Source organism: Ensifer sp. ENS02, assembly GCF_014851885.1.
GTDB lineage: Bacteria > Pseudomonadota > Alphaproteobacteria > Rhizobiales > Rhizobiaceae > Ensifer > Ensifer adhaerens.
On record NZ_JACVAO010000032.1, the window covers coordinates 24,935 to 37,914 of the forward strand.

A 12,980-nucleotide genomic window follows, 5' to 3' on the forward strand; every position below is an offset into this window, starting at 1 on the left:
AAGGTCATGGCGGCTGGTGTCAACCGCGCTGATCTTCTTCAACGCGAAGGCGTCTATGGTGCTCAGACTTACGGGGACAGTGACATACTCGGCCTCGAGGTCGCTGGTGAAGTGACCGCCGTCGGAAACGAAGTAACCGGCTTTGCCGTCGGCGACCGTGTCATGGGGATTGTCGGCGGCGGGGCCTATGCCCAGTATGCGCGGCTCGACAGCGGGATGGCGGCTGCCATTCCGACCGGGATGTCCTTCTTCGAAGCGGCCGCAGTCATGGAAAGCTTCGTCACGGGCTGGGAGGCTCTTGCCCACCTCGGACAAATCGCAAAAAGCGAGATCGTTCTCATTCATGCTGCTGCAGGCGGCATCGGATCTGCGGCCGCCCAGCTTGCGATAGCGGCAGGAGCAACCGCGCTGGCCACCGCTTCGGCGGGCAACATCGGGAACGTGCTTTCGCTGGGCGCCGAAGCCGTGTTCGATTATCAGCGGTCGGACTTCGAGGCGGAGGTCGTCGATGCGACAGCATCTCGCGGGGTCGATCTGATCATCGACTTTGTCGGCGGGTCCTACCTCGCCCGCAACATTCGTAGTCTTGCTCCCGGTGGTCGGCTTGTCCAAGTGGGCCTGTTGGGGCGCGATGACAACGCCATCATTCCACTCGGCGTCGTGCTTCACAACCACCTGCGGCTGATCGGAACGGTCATGAAGTCACGGTCGAGGGCGGAAAAGAGAGCAATGGTCCAGCGCTTCACCGAACAGGTTCTGCCGATGATGGGACAAGTGCTTAAGCCGGTCATCGGAGCGGTATATCCGCTCGCGGCTACATCGGAGGCCCATCGCCGAATGGAGGCTGGCGGGTTGTTTGGGAAGATCGTTCTGACAGATTTTTATCGGTGATGCCGGATACGCGGTGAGCTCTTGGGCTGAGTGAGATTCCGAATTTCGAACCGACCCCACGATCGGGGATTGACTTCGACCCAAATCGTAGATATTTTATATCCATGATTAGGAGATGCAACATGAAACTGAGCGAAGGCGTAGAGCAGGCTATCCACTGCACGGCGTTTCTTGCGGGATTGTCTGAAGACGGCGTCCTTTCGGCGGCAGCCCTGGCCGAACTCCACGGCGTATCGACGAGCTATCTGCTGAAGCACCTGCAGGCGCTGTCCGGCGCGGGCATTGTTGCGACGACGCCGGGGCCGAAGGGTGGCTATCGGCTGGCCAAGGCGCCTAAGGACATTAGCTTTCTCGACATCGTCCTTGCGGTCGAAGGACCGGCGCCAGCTTTCCGCTGCGCGGAAATCCGCCAGCGGGGGCCGAACCCGCTGCCGCAGCGCTACTTTACCAAGCCCTGCCAGATCAACGCCGCGATGCTGAAGGCTGAGAAGGCCTATCGCGCAGAACTCGCCAAGGTGTCCGTTGCGGACCTTCTGGCGGATCTGGATGCAGACGACGACGGCGGAATCGCCGCACGAGGATGCGCCTTCCTCGAACTCCACGAACGCAAGACGGGCAATCGCGCCTCGTCATAGGAGAAAGCACCATGACCAAGATGAAGAAAGTCGTCGTCATCGGCGGCACGGGCCTGATCGGCTCGAAGGCAGTGAAACTGCTGCAGGACGCCGGCCACGAGGCCGTCGTCGCAAGCTCCCACAACGGCATCAACGCCTACACGGGCGAAGGACTGGCCGAAGCCCTCGCGGGCGCTGACGCCGTCATCGACGTGTCGAACATGATGTCCTTCGACAAGGCCGTCATCACCGACTTCTTCGACACGTCGAGCCGCAATCTGACGAGCGCCGAACAGGCCGCGGGCGTGCGTCATCACGTCGTCCTCTCGATCGTCAACGCGGACCGCCTGGCCGCTAACCCATACATGGCCGGCAAACTCGCCCAGGAAGAGGCCGTCGCAGCATCGGGCCAGGCCTACACCATCGTGCGTGCGACACAATTCCATGAATTCACGGAGACGCTGGTGGACGCGTACTCGGCCGACGGCGCGGTGACAGTGCCGGATATCGACTTCCAACCGATCGCGGCCGGCGACGTCGCCGCTGCTTTGGTGGAAGCCGCGCTCGGCGAGCCGAAGAATGGACCCGTCGATCTTGCCGGGCCCGAACGGGGACCGTTCGGATCCTTCATCCGGACCTATCTCAATGCCAAGGGCGACACTCGTCCGGTCGAGGCCGACGCGGCCGTAGACTACTTCGGCGCTCCCGTTGTCACCGGCTCACTGGTTCCCGGCGGAGACTCCATCAAGGGCGCGATCACGATCGCCGAGTGGCTCAGAGCATAGGCAGGAAAGAATGATGAAAGCCATATTCTATGCCGCTACTGCACTTGCGGTCTCTCTGACCACAGCGTCCGCTCATGACGTCGCCAATCCTGGACTTGCATATGACACGAAGGACGCGAAGGTGAGGCTGGTTTACAAGCATCCCCTCCCGGACGTTCCCGGCAAGAGCGTGAAGGGCGTTCTCGTCGAGTACGGCCCCGGCGGCTACAGCTCTGCCCATACGCATGCAAAGTCCGCACTTATCTACGCCACGGTTCTCGAAGGCGCGATCCTAAGCGCCGTAAACGGCGGCGAGACGAAGATCTTTACCGCCGGTCAGAACTTCACCGAACTGCCGGGAGACCGCCACGACGTCAGCGCCAACGCCAGCAAGACCGAGCCGGCGAAGCTGCTCGCCGTCTTCGTCGTCGATACCGATGACACCGCCCTGACGACGCCGCGCAAGCCGTAGCGCTACCTACCCGACCTACACCATCCCCTACTGCACAAGCAACGACGATTTCTCCGGCGAACGGAGAACCGTGTCCACGAGAAAGGAAAACAATATGTCCCGCATGAACTGGTCCGAAGTCGCCCCCGAGGGTGCGAAAGCGCTCTTCGGCGTCCATCACTACGTCACCAAGAAAACGAACCTGCCTGAAGAGCTGGTTCATCTCGTCTTCCTGCGCGTGTCGCAGATCAACGGCTGCGCCCATTGCATCGACATGCATAGTCGCGATCTGCGCAAGACAATGTCGGTCGATAAGATCACGCTTGTGCCGGTGTGGGACGAGGTGCCTCACCTGTTCAGCGAGCAGGAACGAGCAGCACTGGCCTGGGCTGAAGAAGTCACGAATGTCAGCCAGACCCATGCCTCCGACGAGGCCTATGCCGCCGCCGCCGCCGCTTTCGAACCGAAGGAACTTGTCGATCTGACGATTACGATCGCCGCGATGAACGCGTTCAATCGCCTTGGGGCGCCATTCAGGCTTCCGGTCGCAGCCAAGGCCTGATCGCGCCAGTAGCGCAACGCATAGGCACCCCCTGCCGGGCCGTCGAGGCCCGACAGGGTGTTCCGGCCTGCAGTGGCGGTGCGACCATCCGCGTCGCCCTCTCCCAGAGACAGAAGGTATTATCCGGATCGACCACTTCAGTGTGTTTCTGAAGGTGAGCCGCTGTTTTACCACTGCGTGATACCGACTGACCATAATGTAGCCGGTCGTCGACCGCCCAAAGGCCTCGCCTGGCGACATCGCAAAGCGCTAGTCTGCCGATATGCCTCAGCCTCGACGATCACCTACTGGCAAGCCGGTTAAATGCTCAGAAAGCAGCCAGAGCCGTTCAGCAGCCTGTGGATCCATGGCCCACGGGGCCACACCTCTGGTCCCATCCGTCTCTGTCTGCGGCAGGGCGACTTCGCAATCTTCGCAGTAGACGCCGCCAATGCCGTCGAGTTCGGGTCGCGTTGCTGCCCAGACGCTTGTTGCTGCTCCCTGTTCCGGCGTCTTGAGGTCGCGCGCGGGGTCGACCCGACGATTGCCATTCTCGTCGTAGACATCAAAAGAGTTGATCTCGTCTTCGGTAAGATGGCGGGCGAGATCGGTCAGGATAACGCCCGGATGCAATGAAAATGCTCGCACGCCAAGCGCGGCTCCGCGGCGATCAAGTTCCAGCGCGAACAAAGCATTTGCCGTCTTCGCCTGGCCATAGGCCTGCCACTTGTCATAGGGGCGCGTCTTGAAATCAATGTCGTCGAAATCAACCGGTCCGATTTGATGGCCACGCGAAGATACCGAGACCACCCGCGCGCCGTTTGCCTTGACAAGGGCTGACCACAGGCCTGCAACCAATCGGAAATGGCCGAGATGGTTGGTGGCAAACTGGCTCTCGTGCCCAGCCTCATCACGGGCAAGCGGCGTTGCCATGATGCCAGCGCTGTTTACTAGGATTGAGATCGGCATGCCCGTCGCAACGATCTTGCCAGCAAAGGCGGCAACCGATGCGGGATCCGCAAGATCCATCGCTTCGATAACAACATTGTCGATACCGGCGAGTGTGCGTCCGGCCTTTTCGCGATTGCGGGCCGGTACGATGACATGAGCACCGGCACCTGCCAGCGCCCGCGTCGTCTCGATGCCGAGACCGGAATAGCCCCCGGTGACAATTGCCATCTTGCCGGAAAGATCGATGCCCTCGGTAACCTCGCGCGCCGTGCTGAATGCGCTGAAACGAGATCCAATAGGTTTCTGTTCGGACATGTTGTTACTCCTTCATTTGTGGCTCTGGTGTCCCGCCCCTATATCAAGTAGGTTCTCGGAGCCCCCAGCCTGCAGAATCCGGATTTTTGTCGTGATCGTCCAAAACATTCATGATCCCCTGTCCGACGTGCTCAGCGCCATAGATGCGCGGGCGCTGTTCTCCGTGCGATTTGCCGCCGGAGGCGCATGGTCTGTCGCTTTTCCACCACCGGGCTATCTGAAATTCAATGCGGTCCGCGAAGGCGGTGCCTGGCTGATTTCGAAGGGAGAGGCGCCGTTGCGCATTGAAGCCGGGGATTGTCTTGTGGTCAGCGGCAAGGCGTTTACGCTTTGCAGCGCTCCCAACGTGAAACCGATGGCGGCGGCAGAGGTGTTCGCAGGCGGCAATCTCGATGTCTCGGTGGGCAATGGCCGGGATTTCGTGCTCCTCGGAGGCAGCGTCAACCTCGACACCGTCGACGGGTCACTCCTGACTGACGCCTTGCCGCCGATCGTAGTCGTCGATCGCGAGGAGGCAGGACCGATTGGCTGGCTACTTGAACAGTTGGACCTGGAGTGGAACAGCACCGCGCCGGGAGCTCGCATTGCCTGCAACGACCTCCTGCGGCTGGTATTTATCCACGTCCTGCGTGCCTATATGGCGCGCCAGACAGCGCAGCATCCCGGCTGGCTCGCCGGCCTTGCGGATGCCCGCCTGGCTCCGGCACTGCGGGCAATCCACGCCGATCCGTCGCACCGCTGGACGGTGGAGGCACTAGCATCTCTCGCGGGCCAATCCCGCTCCGGATTCGCCGAAAAATTTCGCGCCACCGTCGGAGCATCCCCGATAGACTATCTCGTGGGCTGGCGGATGCGGCTTGCCGCCGCTCGCCTACGGCGTGGCAACGAGCCACTGCCACGGATTGCTCAGTCGCTCGGCTATGCGTCTGATAGCGCGTTTGCCGCCAGCTTCCGCCGCGTCCTTGGCCAATCGCCCGCACGTTACCGTGCCCTGTATCGCGAAAAAAAGCAGAGTGAGGCTGTCAAGTCGTGACTGCTGTCCTCCCGACGGGCCCGTCACGTACGTCGGGAGATACAACGGCAAACAAGTCGCCATTATCTGTCAGCGCTTCCAGTCCAGGACTGAGGCGAGCTGCTGTTTAACAAGAGCTACACGGAGTCTAATGTTCTACTTCACTCGTACCAAGACGCGACAGACTTATACTCAACCATATTGCCGAAACAAGAAAATAGAATGCTCCGAAGCCCGCATATCCGGCGACCGTGGAGATCAAAGGTTCCTCCGGCATTTGCGCTTGGTACATGAAGACAGCGCCTGCCAGAGCGGACTGGCCGCCGCTCAAGATCATCGCCCACTGACCTCCACTCGTTTTCCAACGCCGGAGGGCAGTTCCAAGCTGAAGCAGGCCTGAAAAAATCGCCCATAGGCCGAATGCGCCAAGAACCCAGTTCATGCTCGTCGTCAACGCGATGATCACGGCAATTGTCATGATCGAGCTTGCAGTGACATTGATCGCCTGGCTGCGGTTGACCGCCAAGCCACCGCTCCTGGCCGCGTCAATAACGTTCGCGGCGGCGTCCCAAGCCGGATAGGCGATCAGGAGTGCGGCAGTTATCGCAAATGATTGCTGCCCTATGGTCAAGGCAGCTGTGACCCACAACAACGAGAACGCCGCACGCGTGAAGTAATATTGCTTGAGCCATTGCTCGTTTCCGCTCGCGGCAAGGGAGGTCTGAACCGCCGCCTGAGATGGCAAGCATAGTAGGCCTTCCATTCACGACGACCGGCCTCCAGGGGTCATGTTCTAAAGCCGTTGGCCGCGGATCATCAACGTGAGCCCTGATGTTCTCAAATCCTGCAATTTGAGCGCGTTCGGCCTCGGACGAACTATACATCGGACGTTCCGGTGTCGTGCATCCGCTTAAAACCGTTAAGAGGATCGACACGCTGACGAGTGCGGCGTGAAAGGGCATTCTATAATTCTCTCGAATTGAGAGCTTTATCCAGTCACTCCGTCGGAGAGGGCAGCCACCGTTTGCCGGCGGCGCTGAGGAAGGATCTTCTGAGGCAGATCAAGCTCAGCCTACGACTTCGGTGTTTCCGGATCTGTGGCGGGAAGTTTTACAGCCGCCAACATGGCGCCTATGGCCGCCACACCCATCGCCAGACCGATCCACACGCCGTAGAGTTTTTGACCGAGAATCAGACCGCCGATCAGAGGCGATGCAATGTCCGTGAACGCTCCGAGCGATTGGGCGGAACCCATGACGACCCCTTGACGGTTTCCCGGCACATGAACGGACAAGGCCGCAAGATATGTTGGCTTGGCCATGGCATCGCCTGTGCTCACGCAAAGGACCGCCAATGCCAGAAAAGGCACCGTGGTCGCCAGGCTGGCCACCAAAAATCCTGTGCAGACCAGGCCGAACATCAAAAGGATCAGGTGGCGTTCGGAGAGCCCCCGGCTGAGCCAACCCAATACAACGAGCTGGACCAAGATGTTGATCACTCCGTCAGCCGCGACGATGATGCTGAGGTGCTGGGGGCCGAAAGGCTCCCCATTCCAGATGAACGTCTCCGCGAGGAAGACTGGCATTTGCGAGCTATAGATGCCGTAGGCAAGAAAATGGCATAACATCACAAGAACCAGGATGCGAACGACCGGCGAGGAAAAGATGGCACGAAACGAGATTTTCTCGCGTTGATATCTTGTGGTCTGAGGAGATGCTCCTTGATCTCGCTTGAGCGCAAACACTGTCAGCCCAACAGCGCCGATCGAGAGGAAAAGGGCTGCAAAGATTGGCATTGTCAGCGAAGTGTTAGAGAGAAACCCTGACAAGCCGGCGCCGCTAATACCGCCCAAACCTACGCCACCGGTCAGGATACTAAGGGCCTGCCTCCGATCCTCAGGTGTCGTGTGGTCAGCGACGTAACCTGCGGCGGCGGAGAAATTGCCGCCTGTCAGTCCAAAGAGAGCGCGCGCTACAATTACGACGAACACATTTGGCGCAATCGCGAGGAGAAGAAGACTCGCGGCTGCCATAAGTTGGCTCGCAAGCAGAATGCGTTTCCTCCCGAACCTGTCTGACAGCTGACCGAGGGTGGGTGCGGCAACAAACTGGATGAATGCTTCCGTCGCAAGGACAAGGCCGAAGATGAACGGGCCTGCCCCCAAGTCCCGCAGGTAGAACGGCAAGACAGGCAGGACCGACGCCATTCCAGCAGCATAGATGCAAACGATCAGAAAGAGTGGCGCCAAGGTTTGCCAGTTCCGGCGCATCTTGGAAGCGGTTTTCGGATACATGGTGTCGCTCATCCCCACGTCGCCCCCTGAGTAAGGTCGAAAACAGTACGCGATGTACTGTCGTCCTTAGGCCATGCCTTGTCGAAATCCGCGAACGGGACCTTTCTAAAATTGATGTCCAGATTGCCGGGGATCGTGGCACGCAGCACCTCGCCGGTGATTTCAACGAGCCTTTGCACGGATACGCTGCCAATTCCGCAGCCCATCAACTCGAGCGCTGACGCTCTTAACAAAGCACCCGGCAAAGAGATCTCAGAACTAGCGGCGGACCCCACCTGCACAAAACGCACCGGCGGCCGGTCGCGGCCAGCCTTTGCAGCGGCGGTCAAAAGGCACACCGCGCTCTTTCCCCAGAGATAGTCGATAACGATATCGATGCCTTGTTCAAATTCGTCCACCAATCGGCGTTCGAGGGCTTCCGGTTCTGCCGCGAGCTGGATGGTCGTGACGGCGCCACTCTGCTTGAGTTCGCCAAGCGCAATCGGATTTCTACCGGTTGCCACAATCTTGCCGGCGCCAAGCCATTTCGCGATCCGCACTGCGAGGCGTCCGGCTGTTCCGGTCGCTCCGTTGATCAATACCGTTTCACCCGGCTGCAAACGGGCCCGTTCTGTCAGCGCTGCCCAAGATGAAGCTCCCGGATTGGCAACGGCAGCGGCAGTAAAATCATCGAGGTCGTCTGGAAGGGGAACACAAAAGCGAGGTGCTGCGACCACGTACTCAGCCATGCTTCCAAACGGCGGTCGGGGAAGACCAAAGTAGACACGACGCCCGTCATCGAGCTTGCCAACGCCGTCGATTCCGACGACGAAGGGAAACACCTCGTTCGCGCTGTAGTGGGCACCCGAAACACGCGCCTTGGCGACATGGCTGATCGCGGCTGCGGTGACTTTGATCCAGTTCTCTCCAAAGAGAGGGGCAGGCGGGGAGACTTCACCCAAAACGGGTTCCCTTCCCATCGCCGCGACGATTGCCGCCTTCATCGGCGTTCCTCCTGCAAAGAGGTGAGGTTCACTCCAGCCAAATAGCTTTCTATGTCCTCGTCTCGTTCGGCATCGAAGACGGCGCCAACGTATCCGTCCGGACGGACCAGGACGCACTCTCCCGGCATCAGTGAGTAGGCGTCCTTGAAATGCTGCCACGCGTCGAAAAACTCGCCATCGGAGCCGATCCGGTGAACGTGCAATCCCGCACGTGACTTGACCGTCTGCTTTGGGAACTCGTATGCCAGCAAGGTCCAATGAGGTCCCTTCAGCAGATCGAAGACGCGGGTGATCTGTCCTCCGGCTCCGCGAAGGGGTGCATCTGGAGCACGCGTGCCGGCAGGAACAGAAGGCTGCGTTGCCGTGCAATTCAGCGACAGTCCGGAAAACGGATAGTCGATATCGAGCTGACGGACGTCCCTGCCGCGTCGCATCTCTCCTTGCTTCTGGGCGTCAAGCAGGCGGCTTGCCAGGCCGAGCATGGTGGCTGCGACCGGTCTCCTCTCTGCCTCGTAGCTGTCCAGCAAGCGAACTGGCGCGCCGCGCAACACGGCAGAAAGTTTCCAGCCCAGATTGTAGGCGTCCTGCACACTGGTGTTCAGGCCCTGGCCACCAGTCGGCGGATGGACATGGGCAGCATCGCCGACCAGGAATGCGCGGCCGCTCCGATAACTGTCAGCCAGGCGAGCGTTCATTTCGTAGTCTGAGGCCCAGTAGACAGCGCGCACGACGACGTCGCTTTGACCTGTGCGCTCTGAGACAAACTTCGTCAGCCCTGCGGGAGTGAGATCCACGTGCGCTTCTTGCGCGACAGGTCCCTGGATCTGGAACAGATCTGTGCCGGCAAGCGGACCGATCCAAATCTGCAAACTCATGTCGCCGCCCCTGGCGAAGCGGTGAGCGACCTCACGGGAAAGCCCGGAAAGATCGACGTCGGCAACGACAGCACGCGCATCAAGCGTGCTCCCGGGAAAACCGATCCCAAGAGATCGTCGCACGAAGCTCTTGCCGCCGTCAGCGCCGATCAGCCAGCGTGCCCGAATGATTTCTTCGCGCTCATTATGCGCAACAAAGGCAGTAACTCCGTCCTCATCTTGCTCGAACCCCTTCAACTCCAGACCGAATTCAACCCGGCCACCAAGTTCGGCCAGGCGCGAGCGTAGAATCTGTTCGGTTATGAACTGAGGAACCATGAGCGCCAAATGGTAGGGCTCCGCCGGCGTTGGCTGAATGATCTCGCCCATGTCAGTATCGCTGTAGCTTCCATCGTCCCGATAGGTCCGTTGGCGTGGATAAAGTCCGCCTGCTGCCACAGCCTTGTCGAGAATGCCGAGGTCTTCGAATATTTCCTGGGTTCTGGGCTGTATTCCCTTGCCGCGCGACCCGTGAAATGGCGCGTTCAGCCAATCGATCAATCGGAAGGAAACCCCGCGCCGCGCAAATTCAATGGCGAGCGTCAGGCCAGCCGCACCCGCTCCGCAGATGAGTACATCTGCAGCGAAATCATTTGTCATCTCTGCCTCCATATGTGTATTATGCACATAAATGGAGATGGGACCGATGTCAACAAACAATGTGCAAAATACACGCACCTCCGCGATGATGCGCGATCTTCACGGTGCCTTGATCGAGATCGTCAGCGCGATGAACCGCCCCCAGCGCGACGACGAACTCGTGCGTGAAGCAGGGATTACGCTGGATCGCGCGCTGTTTCGCCTCCTGATAGCCATCGAGCGTTTCGGGCCGATCGGCGTTGTTGAGCTGGCTGAGCGCATAGGGTTGGATTACACGACGGTTAGTCGGCAAGTCGGTAAGCTCGATAGCCTGGGTCTCGTCGCTCGCAAGGGAAGCGTTGCCGACCGACGAATTCGAGAAGCGGACATAACGAAGGAGGGAAAGCATATGACCGACAAACTCGATGCAGCGCGCGAGCGGATGTGCCGAGCGATCTTCGCTACATGGGAGGAGAAGGATGTTGAAGATCTGGTGCGGCTGATGTCCCGATTTGCCGAAGCGTTCAGACACGATAAGAAGACATGAAGGTCAAGGATCGCTAATCTATCGGAATTCTTCACCACTCATCACGACTTGTGGAAACGCTACCCAACGTCCAACGGTTAGGCAAACACGCAACGCGACAACGGCGAGCGCGAGAAGCAGGATGCCGACAGTGATGCTCGCGATGCGATGATTTAAAGTACCTTGCCGAGCATGAAGGGCGCCTGCGTTTTCCCGGCTGAGTCCTTTCCTTCGGTTGCGTAAGGAACATCGTGCGCAGGCATCCGGCAACCTTTAGAAATTCGTGCTTTCTGCATTGGTTTAGCTTTTCGCCAACGCGGAAGAAGGTGCGGAAGAAGGTAAGGTGTGGAAATCCACACTCCCGCCACTGGACGAAGGCCTAGTCAGGATGGCGAAAACACCTGCGAAACCCGCAGTGGGCTATCTCCGGTAAGCAATTCAGTTGTTATTGAGAGCGCGCTAAAATGACATCAAACACGTAACCTCGCCTTGCTCGGAAAGATCAATCTCGCGGAGGCGCGGAACCCGATGCCCTCGCCTTCGTTTGTCGTTCAGCAAGCGAGGCTGCATGACCGACAGCAAGCGTATCATGAATGTCCATGAGATCCCGAGTTTTGTCGCCGAGGTGATTGCGGCGGGTTGCGACATCAACGCCGTGGGCAACGACATGTATGTGCTTGGCGACGTCGACGAGCAGCAAGAAGCCAAAGAGGAATTGAGACGGATCGCCCAACGGTACGGCAACCGCGCATCCCTCAAGTCTGAGATTATCACTTACCTTCGGTCGATTGGACGGTTCGTGGATGTGACCTGGCCCAAAACTCTCCACTAGCGCCGGGACTGGACCCGCAACATCCGCGACCGCGTGTTCACCCGTTTGCATGATTGCCCGACACCACGGCGCGGAATAATTTCTGTGGCCGCAAAGCTGCGCGACGAGGGTCGAGTTAATCACGACAGAGGCTACGGCTTCATAGCGCCGGTCGCAATATGGTGGGACTTCCGCGCGGTCCGGGGAGCGATAAATGGGAACCTATCTGATAACCGGAGCAACCGGTGGCATCGGTGAAGCAATCTGCCGACGAATGGCCCCGCATCATTCTTTGATGCTGGTGGCGCGCAATCAGGCCAAACTCGATGCCTTAGCTGGGGATCTTGGTGGAACGCACCGGGCATGGGCGACCGACATAGGTGAGGATCGCGCCATCGATGCTTTCGCAGCGAGAATGGAAAGCGAGCATGTCAATCTGGATGGGGTGGTACTCATGCCACCGCAACCGCATGCTGATGACGATCCAATGCCCGCCCCTGACGTCTGGCGACACTTGTTTCAGGTAAGCTTCATCGGCCCGCTGGGGTTGCTGAAAGCCGCGATCGCACGCATGAACCCGGACCCCGCCCGGGGCCGGCGAGCCAAGATCGTCATCATCTCCGGCATCTCGTCAGCGCAAGTCCTGGGCCACTACGCAACGGCCAACGTCATCAGAACCGCTTGGATCGGCGAAGCCAAAACGCTCGCCTTCGCGCTTGGAAGCCGAGGTATTCACGTCAACACCCTGTCCCTCGGCGGTACACTTTCGCCGTGGTACCGAGACAAACTCGAAACGAAGGCGCAGAAGAACGGCATTTCCTTTGAGGCGCAGCTCGCCATCGAGACGGACAATGTTCCACTCCGCAAATATGGCGAGCCAGCCGAGGTTGCGATCGTGGTCGAGGGATTGCTTTCGCAGTTTTCGGATCACATGACAGGCTTGAACATCCTGCACGATGGCGGTTTTACTCGCGCCTATTAAGGGCGTGGCGCCGCCGACCTTGACACCCTGGCCGACCGGCACTTGAGTCACGAAAGCGCAAGACTGGTTCCCCAACCCGACCGTCATCAGGTCCATCATCCGGACTGAAACAACATTCCAATCGCCGTTTCGGCAAGGCAGAGGTTCGGCTTTCCATGTGACAGCAGCATTGTCTGGATGATAAACGTCAGTTCGAGTGCAACTGGGAATCGCGGAAGAAGACATAATGCTCACTGGTCGGGCCGGCTTCATGCGCACCATTTCGGATTGCGTGCTCCACAGAAATTCGTCACCCGTCAAAGCGTACGGATTTGCCGCCACCGCGGTCTTGATTGCCTTTGTCCTTCGCTATT

Annotated in this window: 14 protein-coding genes; 9 read left to right on the forward strand and 5 right to left on the reverse strand. The window is 59.2% G+C overall.

The genetic code is table 11. The features are described 5' to 3' along the window. Positions 1-6 precede the first annotated feature (6 nt). The 5 genes from IB262_RS34445 to IB262_RS34465 all read left to right on the forward strand — a co-directional run bounded on the left by IB262_RS34445 (position 7) and on the right by IB262_RS34465 (position 3,282). The gene (locus IB262_RS34445) at positions 7-891 is read left to right on the forward strand and encodes a zinc-binding dehydrogenase (protein ID WP_246802827.1); all 885 of its coding nucleotides are present in this window, start codon (positions 7-9) and stop codon (positions 889-891) included. A 122-nt stretch (positions 892-1,013) separates the two neighbouring features. Then, positions 1,014-1,526, forward strand: coding sequence for an Rrf2 family transcriptional regulator (locus IB262_RS34450; RefSeq protein WP_029742809.1), 513 nt, complete (start codon positions 1,014-1,016; stop codon positions 1,524-1,526). Between the two features lie 11 nt (positions 1,527-1,537). After that, entirely contained in the window at positions 1,538-2,290 is a 753-nt protein-coding gene (locus IB262_RS34455; protein WP_029742810.1) for an NAD(P)H-binding protein, read from the forward strand. 13 nt (positions 2,291-2,303) lie between these two features. Next, the gene (locus IB262_RS34460) at positions 2,304-2,741 is read left to right on the forward strand and encodes a cupin domain-containing protein (RefSeq protein ID WP_029742811.1); all 438 of its coding nucleotides are present in this window, start codon (positions 2,304-2,306) and stop codon (positions 2,739-2,741) included. 94 nt (positions 2,742-2,835) lie between these two features. Beyond that, positions 2,836-3,282 carry a carboxymuconolactone decarboxylase family protein gene (locus IB262_RS34465; RefSeq protein WP_029742812.1) on the forward strand — a complete coding sequence of 149 codons (447 nt, stop codon included), beginning with the start codon at positions 2,836-2,838 and terminating at the stop codon, positions 3,280-3,282. Between the two features lie 267 nt (positions 3,283-3,549). On the opposite strand, the gene IB262_RS34470 is transcribed toward IB262_RS34465, so the two are convergent. Then, positions 3,550-4,527 carry an oxidoreductase gene (locus IB262_RS34470; RefSeq protein WP_112983506.1) on the reverse strand — a complete coding sequence of 326 codons (978 nt, stop codon included), beginning with the start codon at positions 4,525-4,527 and terminating at the stop codon, positions 3,550-3,552. A 91-nt stretch (positions 4,528-4,618) separates the two neighbouring features. Between IB262_RS34470 and IB262_RS34475 the strand changes: the two genes are divergently transcribed. Continuing rightward, positions 4,619-5,560, forward strand: a complete 942-nt coding sequence (locus IB262_RS34475) for an AraC family transcriptional regulator (RefSeq protein WP_029742814.1) — start codon at positions 4,619-4,621, stop codon at positions 5,558-5,560. A gap of 127 nt (positions 5,561-5,687) precedes the next feature. Here IB262_RS34475 and IB262_RS34480 read toward each other — a convergent pair whose 3' ends face one another. The 4 genes from IB262_RS34480 to IB262_RS34495 form a co-directional block, all read right to left on the reverse strand. Beyond that, positions 5,688-6,302 (reverse strand): DUF308 domain-containing protein, encoded by a 615-nt coding sequence (locus IB262_RS34480; RefSeq protein ID WP_049810997.1) that lies wholly within the window; start codon positions 6,300-6,302, stop codon positions 5,688-5,690. A 309-nt stretch (positions 6,303-6,611) separates the two neighbouring features. Next, positions 6,612-7,844 (reverse strand): MFS transporter, encoded by a 1,233-nt coding sequence (locus IB262_RS34485; RefSeq protein WP_060520150.1) that lies wholly within the window; start codon positions 7,842-7,844, stop codon positions 6,612-6,614. Continuing rightward, positions 7,841-8,815: a zinc-binding alcohol dehydrogenase family protein gene (locus IB262_RS34490; protein WP_060520149.1), complete on the reverse strand. Its 975-nt coding sequence runs from the start codon at positions 8,813-8,815 to the stop codon at positions 7,841-7,843. Before IB262_RS34490 ends, IB262_RS34485 begins: the two co-directional genes overlap by 4 nt. After that, positions 8,812-10,329, reverse strand: coding sequence for an FAD-dependent oxidoreductase (locus tag IB262_RS34495; RefSeq protein ID WP_192494510.1), 1,518 nt, complete (start codon positions 10,327-10,329; stop codon positions 8,812-8,814). The genes IB262_RS34490 and IB262_RS34495 overlap by 4 nt, the downstream gene beginning before the upstream one ends. Positions 10,330-10,375: 46 nt before the next feature. Between IB262_RS34495 and IB262_RS34500 the strand changes: the two genes are divergently transcribed. From IB262_RS34500 to IB262_RS34510, 3 genes are all read left to right on the forward strand, one after another. Next, positions 10,376-10,855, forward strand: coding sequence for a MarR family winged helix-turn-helix transcriptional regulator (locus IB262_RS34500; protein ID WP_029742527.1), 480 nt, complete (start codon positions 10,376-10,378; stop codon positions 10,853-10,855). 547 nt (positions 10,856-11,402) lie between these two features. Further along, a complete protein-coding gene (locus IB262_RS34505; protein ID WP_049810946.1) occupies positions 11,403-11,666 on the forward strand; it encodes a hypothetical protein in 264 nt (87 codons plus the stop codon). Between the two features lie 193 nt (positions 11,667-11,859). Beyond that, complete coding sequence (locus IB262_RS34510) at positions 11,860-12,627, forward strand: SDR family oxidoreductase (RefSeq protein WP_060581915.1); 768 nt, start codon at positions 11,860-11,862, stop codon at positions 12,625-12,627. Positions 12,628-12,980: the final 353 nt, after the last annotated feature.

Bases quoted from the DNA above. Each gene is read 5' to 3' on its own strand.
- IB262_RS34445 (WP_246802827.1), top strand. From the start codon at position 7: ATGGCGGCTGGTGTCAACCGCGCTGATCTTCTTCAACGCGAAGGCGTC.
- IB262_RS34450 (WP_029742809.1), top strand. From the start codon at position 1,014: ATGAAACTGAGCGAAGGCGTAGAGCAGGCTATCCACTGCACGGCGTTT.
- IB262_RS34455 (WP_029742810.1), top strand. From the start codon at position 1,538: ATGACCAAGATGAAGAAAGTCGTCGTCATCGGCGGCACGGGCCTGATC.
- IB262_RS34460 (WP_029742811.1), top strand. From the start codon at position 2,304: ATGAAAGCCATATTCTATGCCGCTACTGCACTTGCGGTCTCTCTGACC.
- IB262_RS34465 (WP_029742812.1), top strand. From the start codon at position 2,836: ATGTCCCGCATGAACTGGTCCGAAGTCGCCCCCGAGGGTGCGAAAGCG.
- IB262_RS34470 (WP_112983506.1), bottom strand. From the start codon at position 4,527: ATGTCCGAACAGAAACCTATTGGATCTCGTTTCAGCGCATTCAGCACG.
- IB262_RS34480 (WP_049810997.1), bottom strand. From the start codon at position 6,302: ATGGAAGGCCTACTATGCTTGCCATCTCAGGCGGCGGTTCAGACCTCC.
- IB262_RS34485 (WP_060520150.1), bottom strand. From the start codon at position 7,844: ATGAGCGACACCATGTATCCGAAAACCGCTTCCAAGATGCGCCGGAAC.
- IB262_RS34490 (WP_060520149.1), bottom strand. From the start codon at position 8,815: ATGAAGGCGGCAATCGTCGCGGCGATGGGAAGGGAACCCGTTTTGGGT.
- IB262_RS34495 (WP_192494510.1), bottom strand. From the start codon at position 10,329: ATGACAAATGATTTCGCTGCAGATGTACTCATCTGCGGAGCGGGTGCG.
- IB262_RS34500 (WP_029742527.1), top strand. From the start codon at position 10,376: ATGTCAACAAACAATGTGCAAAATACACGCACCTCCGCGATGATGCGC.
- IB262_RS34505 (WP_049810946.1), top strand. From the start codon at position 11,403: ATGACCGACAGCAAGCGTATCATGAATGTCCATGAGATCCCGAGTTTT.
- IB262_RS34510 (WP_060581915.1), top strand. From the start codon at position 11,860: ATGGGAACCTATCTGATAACCGGAGCAACCGGTGGCATCGGTGAAGCA.